Annotated in this window: 15 protein-coding genes; 1 reads left to right on the top strand and 14 read right to left on the bottom strand. The window is 63.7% G+C overall.

Translation table 11 applies throughout. The annotated features are described in order from the left end of the window. Position 1: 1 nt before the first annotated feature. From glgX to QRN70_RS01480, 11 genes are all read right to left on the bottom strand, one after another. Positions 2 to 2,161, bottom strand: coding sequence for a glycogen debranching protein GlgX (gene glgX, locus QRN70_RS01430; protein WP_285415437.1), 2,160 nt, complete (start codon positions 2,159 to 2,161; stop codon positions 2 to 4). Positions 2,162 to 2,270: 109 nt separating this feature from the next. Beyond that, on the bottom strand, positions 2,271 to 2,600 hold the full coding sequence (locus QRN70_RS01435; protein ID WP_285415438.1) for a DUF2934 domain-containing protein: 330 nt from the start codon (positions 2,598 to 2,600) through the stop codon (positions 2,271 to 2,273). A 30-nt stretch (positions 2,601 to 2,630) separates the two neighbouring features. Further along, positions 2,631 to 5,420, bottom strand: coding sequence for a malto-oligosyltrehalose synthase (locus tag QRN70_RS01440; protein ID WP_285415439.1), 2,790 nt, complete (start codon positions 5,418 to 5,420; stop codon positions 2,631 to 2,633). Continuing rightward, positions 5,417 to 7,495, bottom strand: a complete 2,079-nt coding sequence (gene malQ / locus QRN70_RS01445; RefSeq protein ID WP_285415440.1) for a 4-alpha-glucanotransferase — start codon at positions 7,493 to 7,495, stop codon at positions 5,417 to 5,419. Before malQ ends, QRN70_RS01440 begins: the two co-directional genes overlap by 4 nt. Beyond that, positions 7,492 to 9,294 (bottom strand): malto-oligosyltrehalose trehalohydrolase, encoded by a 1,803-nt coding sequence (treZ, locus tag QRN70_RS01450; RefSeq protein ID WP_285415441.1) that lies wholly within the window; start codon positions 9,292 to 9,294, stop codon positions 7,492 to 7,494. Before treZ ends, malQ begins: the two co-directional genes overlap by 4 nt. A 17-nt stretch (positions 9,295 to 9,311) precedes the next feature. Then, positions 9,312 to 10,898, bottom strand: a complete 1,587-nt coding sequence (gene glgA, locus QRN70_RS01455) for a glycogen synthase GlgA (RefSeq protein WP_285415442.1) — start codon at positions 10,896 to 10,898, stop codon at positions 9,312 to 9,314. Between the two features lie 591 nt (positions 10,899 to 11,489). Beyond that, positions 11,490 to 12,443 carry a D-2-hydroxyacid dehydrogenase family protein gene (locus tag QRN70_RS01460; RefSeq protein ID WP_285415443.1) on the bottom strand — a complete coding sequence of 318 codons (954 nt, stop codon included), beginning with the start codon at positions 12,441 to 12,443 and terminating at the stop codon, positions 11,490 to 11,492. Positions 12,444 to 12,456: 13 nt separating this feature from the next. Then, a complete protein-coding gene (locus QRN70_RS01465) occupies positions 12,457 to 13,479 on the bottom strand; it encodes an alpha/beta fold hydrolase (RefSeq protein ID WP_285415444.1) in 1,023 nt (340 codons plus the stop codon). 87 nt (positions 13,480 to 13,566) lie between these two features. Next, positions 13,567 to 14,001, bottom strand: a complete 435-nt coding sequence (locus QRN70_RS01470) for a YqaA family protein (protein WP_285417986.1) — start codon at positions 13,999 to 14,001, stop codon at positions 13,567 to 13,569. Beyond that, positions 14,001 to 14,447: a DUF411 domain-containing protein gene (locus tag QRN70_RS01475; RefSeq protein ID WP_285415445.1), complete on the bottom strand. Its 447-nt coding sequence runs from the start codon at positions 14,445 to 14,447 to the stop codon at positions 14,001 to 14,003. Before QRN70_RS01475 ends, QRN70_RS01470 begins: the two co-directional genes overlap by 1 nt. 158 nt (positions 14,448 to 14,605) lie before the next feature. Next, entirely contained in the window at positions 14,606 to 16,597 is a 1,992-nt protein-coding gene (locus tag QRN70_RS01480; protein ID WP_285415446.1) for a methyl-accepting chemotaxis protein, read from the bottom strand. Between the two features lie 380 nt (positions 16,598 to 16,977). On the opposite strand from QRN70_RS01480, the gene QRN70_RS01485 reads away from it, so the two are divergent. Further along, the gene (locus QRN70_RS01485) at positions 16,978 to 17,511 is read left to right on the top strand and encodes a hypothetical protein (protein WP_285415447.1); all 534 of its coding nucleotides are present in this window, start codon (positions 16,978 to 16,980) and stop codon (positions 17,509 to 17,511) included. A 64-nt stretch (positions 17,512 to 17,575) separates the two neighbouring features. On the opposite strand, the gene QRN70_RS01490 is transcribed toward QRN70_RS01485, so the two are convergent. From QRN70_RS01490 to QRN70_RS01500, 3 genes are read right to left on the bottom strand one after another with little or no spacing between them, the layout of a single operon-like run. Further along, on the bottom strand, positions 17,576 to 18,493 hold the full coding sequence (locus QRN70_RS01490; RefSeq protein WP_285415448.1) for a GNAT family N-acetyltransferase: 918 nt from the start codon (positions 18,491 to 18,493) through the stop codon (positions 17,576 to 17,578). Continuing rightward, positions 18,493 to 19,782: a phenylacetate--CoA ligase family protein gene (locus tag QRN70_RS01495; RefSeq protein WP_285415449.1), complete on the bottom strand. Its 1,290-nt coding sequence runs from the start codon at positions 19,780 to 19,782 to the stop codon at positions 18,493 to 18,495. The genes QRN70_RS01490 and QRN70_RS01495 overlap by 1 nt, the downstream gene beginning before the upstream one ends. 29 nt (positions 19,783 to 19,811) lie before the next feature. Beyond that, positions 19,812 to 22,205, bottom strand: a complete 2,394-nt coding sequence (locus QRN70_RS01500; RefSeq protein ID WP_285415450.1) for an aldehyde dehydrogenase family protein — start codon at positions 22,203 to 22,205, stop codon at positions 19,812 to 19,814. Position 22,206: the final 1 nt, after the last annotated feature.

Raw genomic sequence — 22,206 nt, forward strand, 5'->3', positions numbered from 1 at the left:
ATCAGTCTTCTTCGTCGCGTTGCAGTTCGAACAGCAACAGCGAGCGTCCGGTGACCGAATATTCATGGCCGAACTCGAAGCGCTCCTGGCCACGAATCGACGGCTGGTTGGTGTCGATCATGCACGTCCAGAAACTGCCTTCCGGCACTTCCGGCAAAGCGAAGTTGACGATGTCGTGATGAGCGTTGACCACCAGCAGCAAGGTGGCGTCGGCACCCTTGCGGCGAATCCCGGTTTCCTGCGCGCGCCCGTCGAGGAGCATGCCCAGGCAGCGGTTGTGCGCGTCGTGCCAGTGTTCGGTGGTCATCTCGGTGCCATCCGGCGCCAGCCAGGTGACGTCCTTGACCCCGATGTCTTCGTTGTATTCGCCGACCAGGAACCGCCCGCGGCGCAGGATCGGATAGGCCATGCGCAGCTTGATCAGGCGCTTGACGAATTTCAGCAGGGCCTTGCCGTCCTCGCTCAGGTCCCAATTGACCCAGCCAATCTCGCTGTCCTGGCAATACGCATTGTTGTTGCCGTCCTGGGTGCGGGCGAACTCGTCGCCGGCGACGATCATCGGCGTACCTTGGGCCAGCAGCAGGGTGGCGAAGAAGTTACGCATCTGCCGATGCCGCAGGGCGTTGATCTCCGGGTCGTCGGTCGGGCCTTCGACGCCATGGTTCCACGACAGGTTGTTGTTGCTGCCGTCCTGGTTGTTCTCGTCGTTGGCTTCGTTGTGCTTGTCGTTGTACGACACCAGATCGTTGAGGGTGAAGCCGTCGTGGGCGGTGATGAAGTTCACCGAAGAATACGGCCGCCGCCCGCGCTGATTGAACATCTCGCCGGAAGCGGTCATGCGGGCCGCGAAGTCGGCGACCTGGCCGTCGTCGCCTTTCCAGAACGCACGCACGGTGTCACGGAACTTGTCGTTCCACTCGACCCAGCCCGGCGGGAAGTTGCCGACCTGATAACCGCCGGGACCGCAGTCCCACGGTTCGGCGATCATTTTCACCTGGCGCAGCACCGGGTCCTGGCGGCAGGCAACGAGGAAGCTGTGACGCTCATCGAAGCCGTCGTGGTAACGGCCGAGAATCGTCGCCAGGTCGAAGCGGAAACCGTCGACGTGCATCTCGCTGGCCCAGTAGCGCAACGAGTCGGTGACCATTTGCAGGACGCACGGATGGCTCAGGTCAAGCGTGTTGCCGGTGCCGGAATCGTTGATGTAGTAGCGCTTGTCATCGGGCATCAAGCGGTAGTACGAGGCGTTGTCGATGCCGCGCATGGACAGCGTCGGGCCTTGCTCGTTGCCTTCGGCGGTGTGGTTGTAGACCACGTCGAGAATCACCTCGAGATTGGCTTCGTGCAGGTGCGCGACCATCTCCTTGAATTCGGCGATCTTGCCGCTGGCCAGGTAACGCGGATCCGGGGCGAAAAAGGCGATGCTGTTGTAGCCCCAGTAGTTGGTCATGCCCTTGTGCAGCAGGTGCTGGTCGTTGACAAAGGCATGAATCGGCAGCAACTCGACGCTGGACACGCCGAGTTTGCGGATGTGTTCGAGGACATCGTCGACCATCAGCCCGGCAAACGTACCGCGCACATTCTCCGGCACCGCCGGATGGCGCATGCTGATACCGCGCACGTGGGTCTCATAAATGATCGTCTTGTCCCACGGCACGCTGACCCGATGGTCGTTGCCCCAGGTGTGCGCCGGGTCGATGACCTTGCATTTGGGCACGAACGGCGCGCTGTCGCGTTCATCGAAGCTGAGGTCGGCGTCCGGATGGCCGATGGTGTAGCCGAACAGCGCTTCGGACCATTTCAACTCGCCGACCAGTTGCTTGGCATACGGGTCGATCAGCAGTTTGTTGTGGTTGAAGCGGTGGCCGTTGGCTGGATCGTACGGGCCGTAGACGCGGTAGCCGTAGATCAGCCCCGGATGCGCGTCGGGCAGGTAGCCGTGATAGATCTCGTCGGTGTATTCGGGCAGCTCGATGCGTTCGAGTTCGATTTCGCCGGTATCGTCGAAAATGCACAGTTCGACCTTGGTGGCGTTGGCGGAAAACAGCGCAAAGTTCACCCCCAGACCGTCCCAGGTCGCGCCGAGCGGGAAGGGCAGGCCTTCGCGGATTCTCGATGGCTCGGCGTGAGGTGCGGGTTCGTCTTTCTTTGGTCGGGTCATGATTGCTCCTGCAAATCGGCGTGGAATGCGTGTTTTTCGAGGACGAACGCGTCCCCGGTGGCGGGCGAACCCGCCACACGGTGGTTAAAGGGCAAAGGTTGGGGAGACGTCAGGCCGCTGGCGGCTTACGCGGTGCGCGCGGCTTTTTCTCGGCGGCTTTTTCGCCCGGGGGGATCACTTTCGCCGCGCTGGCCGGCTTGGCTTTCACTGCGGGCTTGGCCTTGGCATCGCTTGCCTTGGTGTCCACAGGTTTGGCGGTGGACGTCTTGCCCGCGGTTTTACTGCCGGCAGCCTTGGGTGACTTTTTCGGCGCCAGGGCTTCGGCCTCGGCCAGCTTGCGCGCCATCTCCCAGTGGCGAGCCTCATGCCCCTCGGGTTTACCTTCGGACTCCCAGATCTGATAGGCGAATTCGCGGATGCGTTTATCGTCGGTACTCATCGCAATGCTCCTGAACTGAATTCAATGCTCTTACACGTGTTGAATAAACAGATTGACCGGGACATCCCCCAGCGCGGCGCTGACCTCCAGCTCCCTGTTTTTTGTGACTGCGCTGCTGGAAAAAAGTCCCTTCAGATTTACGTCTGAGGCGGCGAACGGTAAAACCACCCGTGTATCGCCCCAACGCAGCGCATCGACCTGAGGGATGGCACTGTTTTCCAGCAGGGTCGCGCAACGGATCGGCACCACCACAATCAGCCGTTGCCCGTCGTGCTCGCGGGCGAACGCGAGCACGTTGTGCGCCTGGCTGCCCAGCACCTCGAGGGCCTGGTACGAGCCGCGGCGGAACAATTCGGCGTGGGCACCGCGCAGGCTCAGCACCTGGGCGATCAACGCCTGCTTGATGCGCCCGTCACGCCAGTGCGCCAGCAGCTGCGCCACGGGGGCGGGGGACTGTAGGGCGCGCTCGCGGGCGGGGTAATCCACCGGACGGCGGTTATCCGGATCGACCAAGCTGAAGTCCCAGAACTCGTTGCCTTGATACAGATCCGCAATCCCCGGCACGGTCATGCGCAGCAAGGTTTGCGCCAGGCTGTTGACGGCACCGGCCGCGGCGATGCTGTTGACCGTTTCGCTCAGCTTGCCGCGCAGTACCTCGCCTTCGGGCGCCAGCAGCAGGCGCTCGGTGAAGGTCTGAGCGGCTTTTTCGTAGGCTTCGTTCGGAGCGCTCCAGCTGCTCTGCAGCTTGGCCTCGCGCAGCGCTTTCTGTTGCCACTGGCAGATGCGCTGGGCGTAGTCGCTGAAGCCCTGCTGATCGTCGTCGTGCAATTGCAGCGGCCAACTGCCGAGCAGCGCCTGGAACAGAATCAACTCGTCGCCGGCCGACGGCATGTGGTCGTCGTCGCGCAGAGGGCGGGCGAGCACGTGCCACAGCTTGACCTGGTCGGCGTACCACTGGCTGCGTTCGCTGAGCACCGCCAGACGCGCGCGGGTATCTTCGCCGCGCTTGTGATCGTGGGTGGCGGTGGTCAGCAGATTGTCCGGAAAGGTCGCCAGGCGTTGCTCGCAGATCTCGTGGAAGTCACTGACCGGAGCGCTGAACTGTTCGGTGTTGTAGCCCACGTCATTGCGCGATAGCAGCACTGCCGAGCGATACAGCGCGGTGTCTTCCACGGCTTTGGCGGCGGCGGGCGACGTCAGTTGCTGGAAGCGCACGCAGGCGTGCTTGAGGATCTTGCGCGAACGCCCGCGCGGCTTGCGCCGCCAGGGCGTGCCGCCGAGCCAGCCGGCGACGCAATCGAGCACCGGCCAGTCGGCTTCGCTGAGGGTTTCGCGGGCACCGGCCATGGCCTGTTGGAAGAACACCTCGTCCTGCGCCGAGCGACCCATGGCGCTGATATACGTGCGGTACACCGGGAAATGCACGATCAGCGCCTGCAACACGCGGCGGATCGCACCGAGGGTCAGGTCGCGGGTCATCAGGTCGTCGCGGGCCACTTGCAGCAGGGCCTGGGCAACGCTTTCGCAATCGCTGGCCAGCGAGCCATTGAGAATCTGCTGACGCGCCAGTTGCGCCTCTTCGGCAAACGCCGCAGGCCGTTCGGCGTAGCGTTGCCACAACTCGCCGAGCACGGCTTCGCCGTTCGGATCGTGTTGCAGCAGGGCCAGTTGATTCATGAATTCGTAACCGGTACTGCCATCCACGGCCCAGTCAGTGCGCAGGGTTTCACCTTCACCGAGGATTTTTTCCACGTAGATCGGCAAATGCCGGCCGGGCGCCAGCAGGTCGACCCGGCGGCGCAATTTGCGGCAGTAGCCACGCGGGTCGGCGAGGCCGTCGATGTGGTCGATGCGCAGGCCGTCGATCAGCCCTTCGGCGATCAGCTGGAAGATCTTGCCGTGGGTCGCCTCGAACACCGCCGGGCGTTCGACGCGCAGGCCACCGAGCTCATTGACGTCGAAGAACCGCCGCCAATTAATGTCGTCGGCCGCTGTGCGCCAGCTCGCCAGGCGATAGCTCTGCCGCTCCAGCAGTTGATGCAGGCGCTGAAAGCCGTCCTCGGTCTTCGAATCGTAGCGCTGCAGATTGCGCTCGATCGCCTGGAGGATTGGCCCATCGCTGGCCAGTTCGCGCAGGTTTTCCTTGAGCGGCTGGGCCAACGCCCGGGCGTCGCTCTGGAAGCTGAGGGCGCTGAAGCGTTCAGCCAGCGCCTTGAGCTGCTGTCCGCGGTCGGCGTCGAGGCGTTCATCCGGCTGCAGCAGATCGGCGTAATCGCTGGGGCAGATCGGGAAGTGATGCTCGTAATGCTCGACGTAGAACCGCCCGCTGTCGGCATTGAAGCGCAGCGGCAGGGTAGCGTCCTGCAAGGCCACGCCGTAGTCGCTGCCCAGAAACGGTAGCAGCAACTGGCCTTCCATCAGCGGGTCGGGCGAATGCCACTGAATATCGAAGAACTCGCCGTAGGGGCTGAGCCGTCCCCATTCCAGCAGGTCGAGCCACCACGGATTGTCACCGCCGCCGACCGCCATGTGGTTGGAGACGATATCGAGGATCAGCCCCATGTCGTGTTCGCGCAGGGCCGCGACCAGGCGGCGCAATGCCGGCTCGCCACCGAGCTCGGGGTTGACCCGGGTCGGGTCGACCACGTCGTAGCCGTGCATGGAGCCGGCGCGGGCGGCGAGCAGCGGCGAAGCGTAGAGGTGGCTGATGCCCAGTCTGGCGAAGTAGGGCACCAGCGGTACGGCTTGATCGAGGGTAAAGCCCTTGTGAAATTGCAGACGCAGGGTGGCCCGTAGCAACGGGTTCGGGAAGGCACTCATCGGTCACGCTCGGCAGCTTGGAGACGGGCGCAGGCAAGCAGTTCCAGACGCCGTGCGGCATCGGCACCGTCGAGTAACGCCTCGCTGGTGCCCGGCAGGCGCCGCGACCAGTTCGGATGGGTGTCGATGGTTCCTGGCAGGTTGGCCTGCTCGTCGATGCCCAGCGCATCCTCGAGCGGCAACAGCACCAGTGGCGCGCGGGTATGGCCTAAAAAGCGCACGCTGGCGTCGACCACTTGATCGGCTTCGTGGGATTCCTCGCGGAAATTCTGCGGGTCCTGGCGCAGGGCGTTGCGCAAACCTTCGCGCTCCCGCTCGCGGTAGCGCCGCCAGTCGATTTCACCGTTGGCGTCGACCAACCCCAGGCGCGCATTCCAGTCGATGTCGCGGCCATGCCACCAGCCGTTGAGCGTCGGCAGATCGTGGGTGCTGGTGGTGGCCAGGGCGTTGTCCGGCCAGTCGAGGATCGGTTTGAAATGGGTGTTGTTCTGCTCGAACAGCAAGACGCGCATGCCGAGCATGGAACGGGCAATGAGTTTTTCCTGCAAGCCATCGGGCACCGTGCCGAGGTCTTCGCCGAGCACGATGGCCTGATGGCGGTGCGATTCGAGGGTCAACAGGCGCAGCAGATCGTCTACCGGGTAATACAGGTAGGCACCGTCAGCGGGCGGCGAGCCTTGCGGGATCACCCACAACCGTTGCAGGCCCATGACGTGGTCGATGCGCAGGCCGCCAGCGTGGGCGAAATTGGCCCGGAGCATTTCGATGAAGGCGCGGAAGCCGTTGCGGATCAAGCCTTCCGGGGAAAACGCGGAAATCCCCCAACCCTGGCCGGAGCGGTTGAGAATGTCCGGCGGCGCCCCAACGGTCAGCGAGGCAAGCAATTCGTCCTGGAAACTCCAGGCCTGGCTGCCGGCGCCATCGGCACCCACCGCCAGGTCAGCGATCAGCCCGATGCCCATGCCGGCGCTGCGCGCAGTGTTCTGCGCGCGTTCCAGGCAGCGGTGGATCAGCCATTGGCAAAAGGCGAAGTAACCGATGCGCTCGGCATATTCTTCGGCAAACGCACCCAACGCGGCGCCGCGCGGGTCATGCCAGTGCTCGGGCCATTCGCGCCAGTCGAGGCTTTCGCCGCGGGCGGCGCGCATTTCCTGGATGGCCTCGAAGCGGCAGTGGTTTTCCAGCGCCTCGCCGCCGGCGTGGCGGAAACTGGCGAAATCCGGATGCAAGGGGTGGTCACCGCTGGTGAAACCGTCGTACAGCGCCTGCAGGAGTTTGTGTTTGGCTTCGGCGGCAGCCGGCCAATCGACCAGCGGCAAGTCTTCCAGTTGCTTGAAGGTATCGCTCAGGCCGGCGGCGTCGATGGCATCGCGCAGCGCGCGTTCCCCGAGGATCGTGCCCGGCGCGGCGTAGAGTGAATTGAGAAACAGCCGACTGGAGGGCGAGTAGGGGCTGTAGCGCCCGGTGTCGGCGCTGAACATCGCGTGCAGCGGACTGATCGCCAGCGCATCGGCGCCACGTTCGCCGGCCACCCGGGCCAGCTCTTCGAGGGCCTGGGTGTCGCCGAAACCGCCGTCACCGGGGCGGCGCAGGCCATACAGCTGCACGCTCAGGCCCCAGGCGCGGGGAATCGGACTGTCCACGGCATCGCCGACGCTGTAGCAGCGCTCGGGCGCCACGGCCAAGGTGAAATGCTGATCGCCGATATGCACTTGCTGATAGCCGACCGGAACCAGCCCCGGCAAGCGCGCCTCGGCATCGAGTTTCAGGCTCAGGCGCGCACCGTCCTCCAGATGAATCTCGCAGGGGGTTTCAGGTTCGAAGTAGCGCGCCAGATCTACGCTGGCGCCGACGTCACAGGTGAGCAGCGGCGGCAGGTGGCGGTCTTGCTGGACTTGTTGCAGTTGCAGCAGGCTGGCGTCAATTTCCTGAGCCGTATTGGCCGGATGACCGAGGCCGGTCAACACATTGCGCAGCACCGCCGGGGCGACTTTCTGCGGGCGCCCGTTGGCGTCGATCCAGTCGACGGCCAGGCCGGCGCGGCTTGCGAGAATTTCCAGTTGCGCATCGCTCATAGGCGCTCTCCATCCAAAGGTTGCAAAGGGGTTGCGGCCGTGAGGCTGACAAGCGCGCAATACGGAGGCAGCAGGCCCTCATCCGACATCTCGTCGGCGGGCGGCTGTTGAAACAGCCACACCGCGCCGGTCCGTGGAGGGTTGACCACCGCCGTATCGCTGAGGTTCAGGTCGATTCGCAGCTCGCTGCCATCGCCCAGTCGCCAGCGTGCGCTGACCGCGCCACGGCCGAGCATCTGCGCGCCCAGCGCCTGGGTTCCGGACAGGTTCGGGATGATGTAGCGGTGGCGCAGTTGCAGCAGTTCGCGGTACAGCTGCGCAGTCGCCTGCTGATGCGGCGTGCCTTCGCCGCGCAGGCTCGGGCGTGAGTCGTTGAAGGTCGACTCGGCATTCGGATCGGGAATCTGCTCGCGCTTGTACGGATCGGTGAACGCGCTGAACGCGGCAAACTCGTTGCGCCGGCCTTCGCGCACCAGCTTCGCCAGTTCACCATGGTGGCTGGTGAAGAACAGGAAGGGCTGCTCGGCGGCGAATTCATCACCCATGAACAACAGCGGAATCATCGGTGACAGCAACAGCAGCACGGTGGCCGCCTGCAGCGCGCGCGGGTCGGCCAACTGGTGCAGGCGCTCACCGAACGCGCGGTTGCCGATCTGGTCGTGATTCTGCAGAAACAGCACGAACGCGGTGGAGGGCAGGTGTTCGCTGGGTTCGCCGCGCGGCTCGCCGTGGCGAGTGATGTGGCCCTGGAACACGAAACCCTGGCTCAGACAGCGCGCCAGTTGCTCGGTGGGTTGCAGCGCGTAGTCGGCGTAGTAGGCGTCGGTCTCGCCGGTCAGCAACACGTGCAAGGCGTTATGGCCGTCGTCGTTCCATTGGGCGTCGTAGTTTTCTTCGAGCAGGCTGGACTGGTTGAGCTCGTTCTCGACGGTCAGCCAGACATGCCGTGCCGGGTCGACCTGCTGGCGCACCCGCTGCGCCAGTTCGGGCAGGAAGTCCGGGCTTTCGATGGCGTGCACTGCATCCAGGCGCAGGCCGTCGAAGCGGTACTCGAGCAGCCACATCAAGGCGTTTTCTATAAAGAAGTCACGCACTTCGCGGCGGCGGAAATCGATCGCCGCGCCCCACGGCGTGTGTTTGTCTTCGCGGAAAAAGCCCTTGGCGTAGCGGTGCAGGTAATTGCCGTCGGGGCCGAAATGGTTGTAGACCACGTCGAGAATCACCGCCAGGCCATGCCCGTGCGCGCAATCGATCAAGTGTTTGAGCTGCTCCGGGCTGCCATAGGACGCCTGCGGGGCGAACGGCAGGACGCCGTCGTAGCCCCAGTTGCGTTCACCGGGAAACTGCGCGATCGGCATCAGTTCGATGGCCGTGATGCCCAGCTCGGCGAGGCGCGCCAGGTGATTTTCGACTTCGGCGAAACCGCCGAGCGCGCCGACGTGCAGCTCGTAGATGATCGCTTCGCTCCAGGGGCGACCTTGCCACGCGGTGTGTCGCCACGTGTAAGCGTGAGGATCGACCACCACGCTGTGGCGGTCGAGGTCACCGTCCTGCGCCCTGGAGGCCGGGTCCGGCACCTCCAGTTCGCCGTCGATATTGAAGCGGTAACGGCTGCCGGCCGGACAGCGGGTCTTGATCACAAACCAGCCATCGGCCTGGGGCAGCATGGGCAGGGATTGTCCGTGTTCCAGCTCGACACTCACGTAAAACGCATCCGGCGCCCACAGCGCGAACTGCGTGTGTTCGGCATCCAGCATGATCGCGCCGTGGGGCCAGTTTTCTTGGGTCCGTAACGGCATCGTGCAAAGCTCCCTGATTATTTGTGGCCGGCTTTACCCAGCGCCTTGGCGACCAGTTGCTCATAGAGTTCGGCGTAGGGCTCCACAGCCTTGCACCAGTTGAACGGCGCGGCCATGGCGCGGCAACGCATGGCATTGAGCAGTTCGGGGAAGGCGAACACCTTGAACGCGCGGCTCAGGGCTTCGCGGTAACTGTCGGCGGTGGATTCGTCAAAGAGGAAGCCGGTAACCCCGTTCTCGATGGTGTCGGCCAGCCCGCCGGTGTTGCGCGCAACAGGCAAGGAGCCGAAACGCTGGGCGTACATCTGGCTCAAGCCGCACGGCTCGTAGCGCGACGGCATGAGGAGGAAATCGCTGCCGGCGAACATGCGCCGCGCGTCGGTTTCGTTGAAGCCGATGCGCACGCCGATCTGGCCCGGAAAGCGCAGCGCCAGTTCGCGCATGGCTTGCTCTTCTTCCGGTTCGCCACGGCCGATGATCGCGATCTGACCACCGTTCTGCACGATGTACTCGGACACGGCTTCGGTCAGGTCGAGGCCTTTCTGGTAGACCAGGCGCGAGACCACGGCAAACAGCGGGCCTGCTGAATCTTTCAGGCCGAACAGTTGGCGCACGTGGGCGGCGTTGATGGCTTTGCCTTCCCAGTCGCCAATGGCGAACGGGGCGAACAGGTGCGGATCGGTGGCGGCGTCCCAGCTTTCATCGATGCCGTTGGGAATGCCGCTGAGCAGGCCTTGCTGGGTCTTGGCGGCGAGAAAACCGTCGAGGCCGCAGCCGAAGTCCGGGGTGGTGATTTCCTGAGCGTAGGTGGCGCTGACCGTGGTGATGTGGCTCGAATAGGCCATGCCGGCCTTGAGGAACGACATCTTGCCGTAGAACTCCATGCCTTCCTGCTGCAGGGCATGGGTCGGGATGCCCAGCTCCGGGCAGGAGCCAAGGCTGGTCACGCCCTGATACGCCAGGTTGTGAATGGTGAACAGCGTCGGGGTGCGCTGACCACGCCAGTGCATGTAGGCAGGCGCGAGGCCGGCCGGCCAGTCATGGGCGTGCACCAGATCCGGGCACCAGTGAATCTGTGCCAGGTTGGCGGCGATATCGGCAGCGGCCAGCCCGAGGCGGGCGAAACGAATATGGTTGTCCGGCCAGTCGCGGCCGTTGTTGGCACCGTAAGGCGAGCCTTCGCGGGCATACAGTTCGGGGCAGATCAGTACGTAGATCACCAGGCCATCCGGCATGTCCATGCGCCCGATCTTGCACGGCGGCAAGGCGGCATGGCCACCCAGTTCGCCGATGATGTGGATCGGGTTCTCGCTGTTCATCACCTGCGGATAACCAGGGATCAGCACACGCACGTCATGCAGATGGGCCATGGCCCGGGGCAGGGCGGCAGACACGTCACCGAGACCGCCCGTCTTGACCAGGTCGGCGATCTCCGAAGTCACAAACAACACTTTTTTCTTGTTGGGGTTCTGGCTGGCTACCGGCGTCAGCGTCTTGGTGCCCGGGACGTTGATCGACCGGCTGCCGGGAACGCTCACGTTGCTCGATTCACCGATCGACTGGTGAGCATGCTCTCCCTGAATATCCAATGCCGCACTGATCATATGAATCTCCCGTTTGTAATCTGATTCTTGTCTTTAACAAGCGATGTCCATGGCCAAGTCCTGTGGCCGGGCGCAAGCGCGCTACGCATCGGTAAGCAACGCTACCCAACACGCGCAAGCAGAATGGGTGAAGAGGCCATTGCAAGGAATGCACCAGTCGCCTTGGCCCTGCCTTTCAGATGACCCGCCGTCTTCAGCAAAAGTTTCGAATATTTTGCTGCGATGTGACCGGCCGGTTTCGCCCCGCGAAAGTCAGTCTAGGCCAGATCCTAGAGCGGGCCAGAGCAAAGCGGGAAATTGTTCGACAATCGGTTTGCGCACAGCGAATCACGCGGCGTGCAGGCTGCAACGCACCGACGAAGTGCAGGTTTATTTACATCGACGAGTCAAAACGGTGACTGGGCAGTCACGATTTTGTGCTAGGTCGCGGGCGCGACGCACTGTTGTGGTGCGGATGAACTGTTGATCAGCTGATTGCCCGCAGGCAGCAGAAAGGCAAGGCGCGGCAAGACCGGCCGGCGGCGCCAAGTGCGATTAAGCTGCGATCCGTCGATCCTTTAGCGGAATCAACAGATCGCAGCTTCAAAGGGCTCAGTTGAGCAAACGAATCGGATTACCCGCAGACCATGCCTGAATGTCTTCGATCATCTGCGAAAAGAACTGCTGGTAGTTCTGTCGGCTGACGTAACCGACATGCGGAGTGGCCAGTACGTTGTCCAGGGTGCGGAACGGGTGCAGCGCCGGCAACGGCTCCTGGTCGTACACATCCAGCGCCGCACCGCCAATGCGCTGCTTCTGCAAGGCCTTGATCAGCGCCGCCTCGTCGACAATCGGCCCGCGCGCCGTATTGACCAGCAATGCCGTGGGTTTCATCCATGCCAGCGCCTGGGCATCGACCAGCCCGCGACTGCGCTCGCTGAGGACCAGGTGCACCGACAACACATCGGCCTGCGCGAACAGCTCCTGCTTGCTGACGTAGCCGACGCCGGCCTGCGCCGCGCGTTCGGCGGTGAGGTTCTCGCTCCAGGCGATCACCCGCATGCCGAATACCTGGCCGAACTGCGCGACCCGCTGGCCGATGCTGCCGAGGCCGAGGATGCCCAGGGTCTTGCCGTGCAGATCGCCACCCAGACCTTGCTGCCAGTGACCGTCGCGCAGGGCGTTGGCCTCCTTCACCAGGTTGCGGGTGGCGGCCATGATCAGCGCCCAGGTCAGCTCCGGCGCTGCGTGTTTGTAGCTGTCGGTGCCACAGACCTGGATGCCGCGAGCGGCGGCCGCCGGCAGGTCGAGTGCTGCGTTGCGCATGCCACCGGTTACCAGCAGCTTGAGGTTCGGCAGGCGCCCGAGCAGGTCGGCATCGAATCGCGTGCGCTCGCGCATGACGCAAATGACCTCGTAGCGCGCCAGGCGCTCAGCCAGCGTGGCGTTGTCTGCCGGGTAGTCGTGGACAAAACTGACCTCGCCCAGACTGTCCAGCACTGACCAGTCGAGCACATCACGGGCCACGTCCTGCCAGTCATCGATCACCGCAATCCGTACTGCCATCGGCATTACCTCGTCAACGAACGGGATTGGTGTTGTTCAGCCAGCCGAGCAAGGCGGCATGGAATTTCGCCGGCTCTTCCATCTGCGGTGCGTGGCCCATGCCGGGGAATTCCACCAGCGTCGACTGCGGAATCAGTTTGGCCACCTGTTTGCCGAGCACATCGTAGTGACCGATCTTCGCCTTGACCTCCGGCGGCGCGATGTCCTTGCCGATGGCGGTGGTGTCGGACGTGCCGATCAGCAGCAGGGTTGGCATTTTCAGGTTCTTGAACTCGTAGTACACCGGCTGGGTGAAAATCATGTCGTAGATCAACGCCGAGTTCCAGGCCACCTGGGTCTTGCCGGGACCCTTGCTCAGGCCGGCGAGCATGTCGACCCAGCGATCGAATTCCGGCTTCCAGCGGCCGTCGTAGTAGGTGCTGCGTTCGTAGTCGCGGATGCCTTGGGCGCTGACATTGAGTTCGCGCTGGTACCACTGGTCAACGGTGCGATACGGCACGCCGAGGGCTTTCCAGTCTTCCAGACCGATCGGGTTGACCAGGGCCAGTTGTTCGACCTGATCGGGGTATTGCAGGGCGTAGCGGGTGGCGAGCATGCCGCCGGTGGAATGGCCGAGCAGCGTGGCTTTCTGGATGCCCAGTGCCTTGAGCAATTGCTGGGTGTTGGCCGCCAGTTGCTGGAAGGTGTACTGGTAGTTGTCCGGTTTGCTCGAGGTGCAGAAGCCGATCTGATCCGGCGCGATCACTCGGTAGCCGGCGTCGCTCAGGGCCTTGATCGAGCTGTCCCAGGTGGCGGCGCAGAAGTTCTTGCCGTGCAGCAGCACCACGCTGCGCCCGTTGGCCTTACCGTGGGCGGCGACGTCCATGTAACCCATCTGCAATGATTTGCCCTGGGACTGGAAGGCGAAGTGCTTGAGTGTGTAGGGGTATTCGAAACCTTCCAGCTGCGGGCCGTATTCCGGGCCTTCGGCATGGGCGAGCAGGGGCAATGCGGCGGTCAGCAACAGACCAGGCAACCAGCGCGGCGACACAGACATAGGGTCAAACTCCGTGTGAAATCGGCCGATGCTGGAACGGCCGGATTAGGGCGACGTTAAACACAGGCAATGGCCAGGCCGGAACGTTCAACCGAGCCAGCCGAGGGTGAGCACGGCCAGCAGCGCATAACGCGCGCCTTTGGCGAGGCTGACGATCAACAGGAAGCGCCCGAGCGGTTCGCGCATGACTCCGGCGATCAGGGTCAGGGGATCGCCGATGATCGGCAGCCAACTGAGCAGCAGCGACCAATGGCCCCAGCGCCGGTAATGCGCACGGGCGCGATCCATGTGCGCAGGGCTGACCGGGAACCAGCGTCTTCCCTGAAACCGTTCCACCCCGCGACCCAGCCACCAGTTCAGCGCTGAACCGAGCACATTGCCCAGCGTTGCCGCTACCAGCAGGCCCCACAACACGTAGCGCTCGCTGACGATCAAGCCGACCAGCAAGGCTTCGGATTGCAACGGCAGCAGCGTCGCCGCGCCGAATGCCGCCACGAACAGGCCGAAGTAAGCGCCTGCAATCAATGGGCCGGGTAATCCGCCACGACCACATCAGCGCCGTCCTTTTTCAGGCCGATCACCTGATAGGCGTCGCTCATGCCGTCCATTTCCATTCCTGGCGACCCCATGGGCATTCCCGGCGCCGCCACGCCGAGCAGGTCGTCACGCTTGCTCAGGGCCAGCACCTGTTCCGCCGGCACATGGCCTTCGACGAATTTGCCGTTGATGATCGCCGTGTGGCAGGACGCCAGGCGCGGAGGCACGCCATGTTGCTGCTTGAAACGGCTCATGTCGCTTTCGACGTGATCTTCGACCTTGAAACCGTTGGCTTGCAGGTGGCTGATCCATTTCTTGCAGCAGCCGCAATTGGCGTCGCGGTGGACTTCGATCGGGATCAGCTCGGCGGCCTGGGCCAGGGAGGAAACGAACAGGGCGCTCAGGGCGACCAGACGCAGATGATTTCGCATGAGGGGTTCTCGACTCGGGTAACGGTCAGAAAAGAACGCATTTTGACCGGTTTTTCTGGCCCGGCATCAACGGAGTGTTTCCAGTTGATACAAGGTTGGCTGTCAGCATGATCCTAGATCAACGCTGACAGCCTCCTGAGCGCAAGATGACAAATCTGTCAGCTGACCTTGAAACGGCCCATGATCGCGCTGACGCGGCTATTGGCTTCCAGCAGCTGGCGGGTGTTGAGTTCGCTGGCCTGGCCGCTCTGCACCAGTTCGTCGACCATGTGGCGGATCTGCACCATGCTGCGGTTGATCTCTTCCGTCACTGCGCTCTGTTGCTCGGCGGCGGTGGCGATCTGCGTGCTCAGGCTGTTGATGTGGCTGACCGAACCGGCCATGTCGTCCAGGCCCGAGGTGACCCGCGAGGTGGCGTCGGCGGCAGACTGGCAACTGGCCTGGGTGTTTTCCATGGCGCTGACCGACGAGGTCACGCCCTGGGTCAGGCGGGTGAGCATTTCGTTGATTTCCGAGGTACTGGCCTGGGTACGGGCGGCGAGGGCGCGCACCTCGTCGGCAACTACCGCGAAGCCGCGACCCTGCTCACCGGCGCGGGCGGCTTCGATGGCGGCGTTCAACGCCAGCAGGTTGGTCTGTCCGGCAATTGCGCCGATCACCCCGAGGATTTCGGTGATGCGCTGGGCGTCCTGTTGCATGTTTTCCACTTTGTGGGTGGCGCTGGCCACTTCGTCGATCAAGGCGATGACACTGCTGGTCGCCTCACCGACGACCACCCGCGAACGGTCGGCGTTTTCGTTGGCGCGCTGGGTGAAGGCGGCGGTTTCCGCAGCATTTTGCGCGACGCTTTCGGCGGTCGAACTCATCTCGTTGATCGCGGTGACGGTCTGGTCGGTTTCCGAGGCGTGGCGCGCGAGGATCTGGCTGGTGTGCGCCGAGGTGCGTTGCAGGTTGTCGAGGCTTGAGGCCATGGCCCCGGTGGCGTGGGTGACTTCGCCGATCATGTTCTGCAGGTAGGCAATAAAGGCGTTGATCGAATGACCGATGGCGCCCAGCTCGTCTTCGGCGCGGATGGTGATCCGGCGGGTCAGGTCGGCATCGCCGCTGGACAGCGAATCGATGTTGGCCTTCAGCGCTTTCATGCGCGATACCAGTTGGCGAATCGCGTAGACCTGCAACAGCACCAGCAGGATCACCAGGGGAATCTGCAGCAGGCTGAGCGTGCTCAGCACGTCGTCGCGCTGGGCGGTAATCAGTTTGCTCGGCAGGGCGGTGGCGAGGTACCACGGCGTGCCCTCGATCGGGCGCATGAAGAAGGTGCTGGCTTCGCCGTTGTTATCGAACTCGACGCGTTGCGCCTGATCGCGGTTCTGCAGCCCGGCTTTGACCTGGCTGGCGAATGGCGAGGCGGCGGCCAGTTCGCTGATGTTCTTCAGCACGATGGGGCCGCTGATGCGCGAACTGTTGCTGATGATCTTGCCGTCGGCCTCGACGATGAGCATTTCCGCGCTGAGGTCTTTTTCCTTGCGCGCCACCAGATCGTTGAAGAAACCCAGGGTGACGTCGATGGTCGACACGCCCCAGGCACTGCCGTTCTTTTGGATCGCCATGGCGCAGTTGGTGCGTGGCTCGGCGCTGGCGTCGTCCTTATAGGCAGCGGCCCAGGCGCATTGGCCGCGTGGGGTCTGCATGCCGCCCTTGTACCAGCTCTGGTCGTAGTAGTTGGGCGCGGCGTCGCTGTTCCAGAAGGTGTTGACCGCCAGTTTGCCCGAGGCGTCGCGGTGCCAGAAGGTGCTGAATTTGTTGCGTCCGGCCTCGCGCTGCCCCGGCAGCGGCCAGATCCCGCCACCGAATACCTTCAATTCGCCGTACTGATCGACCAGCCCCGGCAGCACGGTGTCGATGGCGGCGCTGTCGAGCAGGGGAACGGTCTGGGTGATGCTGCGTTGCTGCGCCTGCACCTTGTTCAGTTCGCCCTGGATCTGCTGGGCAACTTCGGCGATGCGGTTGAGCACCACCTGTTCTTCAGTGTGGCGCAGCTTCGGCGCGACCAGTTGGCTGATGCCCACCACCGTCAGTACCGACAGCAGCAGGATGAACAGAACCAGAAACAGCGTGTAGCGAGCCTGAATGGTGCGGAATGCGGGCATGGAGACCGGTCCTTGAGCGACGTTTCTTATTAGGGGCAGGGAGTAAAGCAGTAGGGGTATCCCTTACGTATCGTCGCGGCGCGAGGAAGCTTTAGGTACCGACGTGCTAAAAAAATCCGCAGCGCTCTGAGGAAAGTATCGGCATTGGTACAGACAAACTAACAAGCTCGTTCGTTAGAGCAGAAAACCCAATTTCGCGCGTTCGCCGTAAGCGCTCTGGGCCAGGATCTGCGGGGCTCTGAAGGCTTTGTATCGTGAATGTACGAAAATTGTAAAAAAATCAAAAAAAGGTTGGTGCCATCAGTTGGCCGGCAGATACTCGCGACCATTCATCTGTAGCAAAAAGGAAATTTCATGTTCTTCGCGCAAGGAGCCTGGTCATGACTATCGGCTATACCGGTGCCTGGCAAAGCAAGTCCGGCCTGTTGGTTCGCGACACGGCCAGTTCGAGCAAACCGGTGGCGCAAAGCGTCAAGGTCAAGCAGATGCTCGCCCTGGTCGGCAACGACCCTGCCGCGATCAGCGTTGCCGAGCTGGACAAGCAGCGGCTGCACAAGAACATCAAGGGCTTTGACCCGGAAAACGTTTCGGCCAAGCAATTGGGCAGCCTGAGTGCCATGCTGCGCAGTCGCGGGCTGATTTCCGAAGTGACCTCGATGACCTTGCTCAATGCCGGCGACAAGTTCGATCGCTTCGGCATCCAGAAAGACCCTGATGCCAAGTTCAATGCACTGGAATATTTCGCCATGCAGCTGGACACCATCAACAACAACAACCTCAAGGGCAACAAGTACGCCAACACGTTGATCCCCGAGTACAAGAAAGCCATTTACGTCCTGCAGAACCTGAAGATCTACGGCCAGGGCGGCGAGCGAAAGCTGCCCGACGACAAGGGCGTCAGCGCCAAGGCCTGAGCCGCACCAACAGAAAAAGCCCGTTCGCTTGTCGAACGGGCTTTTTGCATTCAGCGCCGGCACTTCATGCCGAGTCAGCGACCGGCGCTGGCAGCGCGTCGTGCAACCGCTGCATGTGCGGGCAATGCAGTTGCAGGGCTCGCGGTTGCGTGCCGCGATGGAACAGCGCCAGCCACCCCGCGCCCCGGTCATCGGGGGCCAGCCCGGTGAACGTGAAACCCGCGGCTGCCAGTCGGCTCGCGTCGGTCGCCAGATCAGCGCTCAGCCTGAGCTTCAGGCAGATCCGCCAATGCGCCGGCAACCGGCGCAATTGCCGCAGCAGGCCGTGATCGAGCTGGCGCAGCACCACGTCATGGCGGCCCCATTGCTCGTCGAGCTGCACCGCCGGGCGTGTCCAGCGCACTTGCCGGTCGCGCACGCCAAAGACGCTGACCAGGTGCTGCTTCAGCTCGGCGCAAGCCGGCGGCCAGTTCACCAGCGGCAGCGGGCGCCGGTAACCGTCGATGGGCCGATAGCCGATCACCAGGCTTTCTGGCGCCGTGTCGCCGAAGGGGGACGGGGCGTAGTCCGCCAGCAACCCACAGTTGTAAAAGCCGAGCCGGGCGGCCATGCGCTGGGTGTAGGGATGCTGGGTCACCTGCTTGATGATCACGCCGCGACAGCCCAGCGCCTGTGCATGCACCAGCAGTTGCTGACCCAGGCGCGTGGCAATGTTCTGCCCGCGGGTGTCCGGGTGCACCACGCTCAGCGCCAGCTCGGCGCTGCAGGAACCTTCGCCGCGACTCAAGGTGGCGTGGCCAATGATTTTTTCTCCCTCCACCGCCAGCAGCGAATGCCAGCGCTGCTCGGCGTGGTTCTGATTGAACATGCAGGGCAGGTAGACGTGGTGGTTGGCGTAATGCTCGCCGTAGACCGTTCGGAACAGGCGGCTCAGCGCCGAGGCATCACCAGGGCGATAGTTGCGCAGGATCACACTGTCCATCAGGGCTGCTTCGCCAGCGCATCGTCGTAAACGCGTCGGTCGACCACGCGCAGGTGTTTGCCGGAACGCGGATGGCGCACCAACTGCGTCGCCGTGCAGTGCGTGACGTGCAGTTCGAGCAACCGATCGTTTTCCAACTGCAGGATCAGCGGGTACTGCGCGAGCAGGGCGCTGCGCATGTGCCCGTTGAGCCGAGCAACGTCACAGGCGGCGAGTGCCGGCAGCCATTTCAGGCTGATGAGGTCCTGGCTGCCGCGCTGTTCGATCAACAATTGCCAGTCCTCGCTGTCGCCGATGCGTCGGACGATGGCGCCGATCTCGTCGATCAACAGAGTGAGAATGCTCACACGCACCCGCTGGCTATCGGCGCTGCGGCCGAGCAGGGCGAACTTGCGTGCGCGGGTTTGCGCCGGTTCGCGCCAACAGGCGCGGTCGCCCACCGGATAGCGAATCAGCGGCATCAGGCGCCGGGTCAGGTTGGTCATGACCAGCAGTCCGCCGCGATCACACTGCTCGATCACTTCGCCGGTCTGCTCGTCGATGATTTCCAGCAGGCTGTGGTTGTCGACCATGCGATGCTCGCCCAGCGCGCAGTCGCGCTGGCTGGCGCCGAGCAATCCGGCGTCGACGCTGGCGTAGCCCATGGAGGCGATACGCACATTGGGCAGCACCCGCCGCAGCAATTGCTGCTGCGAGGCGAACAGGCTTTCACCGCCGTAGAGCAGGGTGTCGACAGCCTCGAGCGTGCGCCCCTGGCTTTGCAGCCAGGCCGCGAATGTCAGTAGCTGCGCGGGCAGGCCGATCAGCACATTGATCCGCTGCCGGACAATCGCCTCGGCGAGGTCCGCCGGCTCGACCGTGCCAGTGAACGGGAACTCGATGACGCCCGGTGCTACGTGGGCCAGGGCGTCATGGGCGAATATGAAACTGGCATACAGATCGCCGACGAAGAACAGGTTGGCCACCCGGTCGCCTGGCCTGAATTGCCCGGCGACGCTGCGGGCGAAATCCCTCACCAGTTGTTGCCATTCCGTGCGAGTGAACACGGACAGCTTGCCCGCACCGGTGCTGCCACCGGTCTTGAACACCAGCCCGTCGGCGAAACGGTCGGTCAGCACGGGACACTGGGTCAGACACTGGCTGCCGCGCCAGTAAGCGACGGGATCAACCAGCGGCAGTTCACTCAGGGCAGTAAAGCCTCCGGCCACTTGGGCGAAATGTTCACGGTAATAAGGCGAGTGCTGGCGAGCGAACGCGACCAGCTCGCGCAACGTGTCAGTTGGACGCATGGGTTTCTCTTTGAATAGTCGGAGGCTGGTCAGCGGCGCGAATCAATCACTACCGGGGTCTTGCCGCTGTGTTTGTGACGGGTGAATTGCGCGGGTGGGCAAACCTGCGCCTCTAGCCGCAGCAACCCGCTTTGCAGCAGCGTGGCCAGCGTCGGCTCGTTCAGCAGGCGCTGCTGCACATCCTCCGGCATACGCGGGCTGCGCACGCGCAGGCGCTCGACGCCGTCGGGGGCATGTTCGAGGACCACCTGAAACGGTGTTTGCAGGTGCCGCTCCAGCGCCGTCAGGCAAATGAAATCGGTGCCGATGCGCACCAGTCGACCATGGCGCTGCAACAGCTGGAAACGCGGCGACGACAGGCCGCAGGCGCACGGGCCGGGCAGCCAGCGGCCGCTGTCGCCGATGTCATAACGCACCACGTCCTGGCCCTCCCGTGCACGGGAGGTGAACAGCAGACGGCCGATTTCGTCGCCACTGACTGTCTCGTCGCGCTCGAAAGCGACGATTTCCAGTTGCTGGATATCGCTCAGCAGATGAAACACGCCGTCGTCGCTGGCCTGGCAGGCATGCCCGAGGGGGCCGGCATCGACGCTGCCGTAGATTGCCGAACGAATGCTGGCCACGCCGCAGCTGTGCATCAGCTCACGGCTGTGCTGATTGATGTGCTCACCGCCGAGAAACACTTTGCGGATCGCTCCGTAGCGACGCAGGCGCTGCTGCTGGTCGAGAAACAACCGGTGCAAGGTGCTCGGCATGCCGATCAGTACGCTGACCCGCTGCTCGACGATCAATTGCGCGATCTCGCTGTAATCGTCGTCGGCTGGCGCACCCATCGGCAGATGGCTGACCTCAAGCAGTTCCAGGGCTTTGGCGAAACTGTAGAAGCCGCCGTACAGATTGCCGCTGAAAAACAGGTTCATCACCCGGTCCTGCTGTGGATCGAGGCCCGCGGCGAACAAACCGTCGGCGGTGGCGCGCATCTGCCGCTGGAAGTCGCGGTAGCTGAATCCCGCCAGTACTGGCGTGCCGCTGCTGCCGCCGGAACGGAAATACAGTTGCGCCGCGGCATGGATCGGCCGGGCGACAAAGTCTGCCTTGCTCATGATCGGTCCTTCCGGCAGCGCCGGCGCGGCAGGCTGATCGAGTGTCGCCTGCGCAGGCAATGTGTTGGCGGCAAGACTCACGGAAACCCTGCGGCTCAGCCGCTGCAGGGCATACACGCCGTCATGCGGCTCGCCGTCGTAGCCATCGTGCAGGCTGCCGAGCGGGGCAATGCGCGTGACCCCGGCGGCGATCAAGCCGCGTGCCAGCTCGGCAATTTCCGCTTCGCGACAGACAAGCGCTGCGCTCTGCAGGACGTTGCGCCACGGCAACAACGTGCCGGTGAGCTGGGCGCGGGGCAGCGGTTTGAGCAGCAGGCTGCGAAACAGTGGCGAAGGCCCGAGTTGTCGGTCATGGCTCCAGATGACCCGCCAGCCAGGCGTGCTCCAGACCTGCCCGGTGTGGCCGGCAAAGCTCTGCCCGAGGCGCGCCATCTCGCTGTGCGTGGTGATTTCGCACGCTTCCTGCAACGAAGGCGTCAGCGCCGGCCAGAGTGGCGAGCGGCGGCTGAAGGCTTCGGCCAGGCCGCTGCCGATCGCATGCAGGACGTCCGCTTCGTCGCTGTCGACCAGCAGCCATTGCGGGCTGGAACAGGCCTGCTGATCGAGCCGGCACACTTCATCGACCACGGCCTCCAGTGCGGCCGGCGAGGCGCTGTCCGCAGTCAGGTAGATAAAGCTGATGCGATGGCCCCAGTCGATCCAGCGGCAACCGGGGGGAATCTGGGAACGGATCGCGCGCAGCGCCGTTTCGCCGCCCCAGGCACTGACGCCGTTGGCCGCCTCGCACAGCCGAGCGATTTGCGCCGTGTCCGCGGGCAACACCGCGACATGGCCACGCAACTGGCCACTGCGGTCGCATTGCACCAGCGCCGCGAGCAGCCGCGCACTCAGGCCTTGATCGCTGCTGCTGGGGCGCAGCCAGTTGATGTTGCCGGCCAGCAAACCTTCGATCACCGCGCAGAACCCCAGCAGCGGTGCATTGCCGGGGGTGATGTGCACCACCAGGCCCAGCGGGCTCCAGCGTTCGAAACGTGGCTGTCGGTAGTCGATGCGGCGCAGCGAGTCGGGTTGCTCGCCGAGCTCGCGCTGGCGTTTCGCGCGCAGCGCCTGGGGTCGGCAGAACTCGATCAGGGTTTGTCGTTGTGCCTGGTCCAGCCCCAGCGCGGTGGTTTTCAGCAGCGCGGCGAATGCCGTCACGGCGGCGTACAGCGTGGCGCTTGGCAGTGGCGTCTGCAGGCGTTCTGGCAGTTGCCGGTGCAGCTGTTGCAGGGCGACTTCGAGGTCGTGCTCGGCGTGCAGGTGGCCGTCGATCAAAAACATC

This window comes from Pseudomonas sp. efr-133-TYG-5 (genome assembly GCF_030209175.1).
In the GTDB taxonomy this organism is placed as follows: domain Bacteria; phylum Pseudomonadota; class Gammaproteobacteria; order Pseudomonadales; family Pseudomonadaceae; genus Aquipseudomonas.

What these genes read in the sequence shown, in the direction of transcription:
- glgA (WP_285415442.1), bottom strand. Translation starts at nt 10,898, where the DNA reads ATGATCAGTGCGGCATTGGATATTCAGGGAGAGCATGCTCACCAGTCG.
- QRN70_RS01475 (WP_285415445.1), bottom strand. Translation starts at nt 14,447, where the DNA reads ATGCGAAATCATCTGCGTCTGGTCGCCCTGAGCGCCCTGTTCGTTTCC.
- QRN70_RS01485 (WP_285415447.1), top strand. Translation starts at nt 16,978, where the DNA reads ATGACTATCGGCTATACCGGTGCCTGGCAAAGCAAGTCCGGCCTGTTG.
- QRN70_RS01500 (WP_285415450.1), bottom strand. Translation starts at nt 22,205, where the DNA reads ATGTTTTTGATCGACGGCCACCTGCACGCCGAGCACGACCTCGAAGTC.
- glgX (WP_285415437.1), bottom strand. Translation starts at nt 2,161, where the DNA reads ATGACCCGACCAAAGAAAGACGAACCCGCACCTCACGCCGAGCCATCG.
- QRN70_RS01465 (WP_285415444.1), bottom strand. Translation starts at nt 13,479, where the DNA reads ATGTCTGTGTCGCCGCGCTGGTTGCCTGGTCTGTTGCTGACCGCCGCA.
- malQ (WP_285415440.1), bottom strand. Translation starts at nt 7,495, where the DNA reads ATGAGCGATGCGCAACTGGAAATTCTCGCAAGCCGCGCCGGCCTGGCC.
- treZ (WP_285415441.1), bottom strand. Translation starts at nt 9,294, where the DNA reads ATGCCGTTACGGACCCAAGAAAACTGGCCCCACGGCGCGATCATGCTG.
- QRN70_RS01440 (WP_285415439.1), bottom strand. Translation starts at nt 5,420, where the DNA reads ATGAGTGCCTTCCCGAACCCGTTGCTACGGGCCACCCTGCGTCTGCAA.
- QRN70_RS01490 (WP_285415448.1), bottom strand. Translation starts at nt 18,493, where the DNA reads ATGGACAGTGTGATCCTGCGCAACTATCGCCCTGGTGATGCCTCGGCG.
- QRN70_RS01480 (WP_285415446.1), bottom strand. Translation starts at nt 16,597, where the DNA reads ATGCCCGCATTCCGCACCATTCAGGCTCGCTACACGCTGTTTCTGGTT.
- QRN70_RS01460 (WP_285415443.1), bottom strand. Translation starts at nt 12,443, where the DNA reads ATGGCAGTACGGATTGCGGTGATCGATGACTGGCAGGACGTGGCCCGT.
- QRN70_RS01495 (WP_285415449.1), bottom strand. Translation starts at nt 19,782, where the DNA reads ATGCGTCCAACTGACACGTTGCGCGAGCTGGTCGCGTTCGCTCGCCAG.
- QRN70_RS01435 (WP_285415438.1), bottom strand. Translation starts at nt 2,600, where the DNA reads ATGAGTACCGACGATAAACGCATCCGCGAATTCGCCTATCAGATCTGG.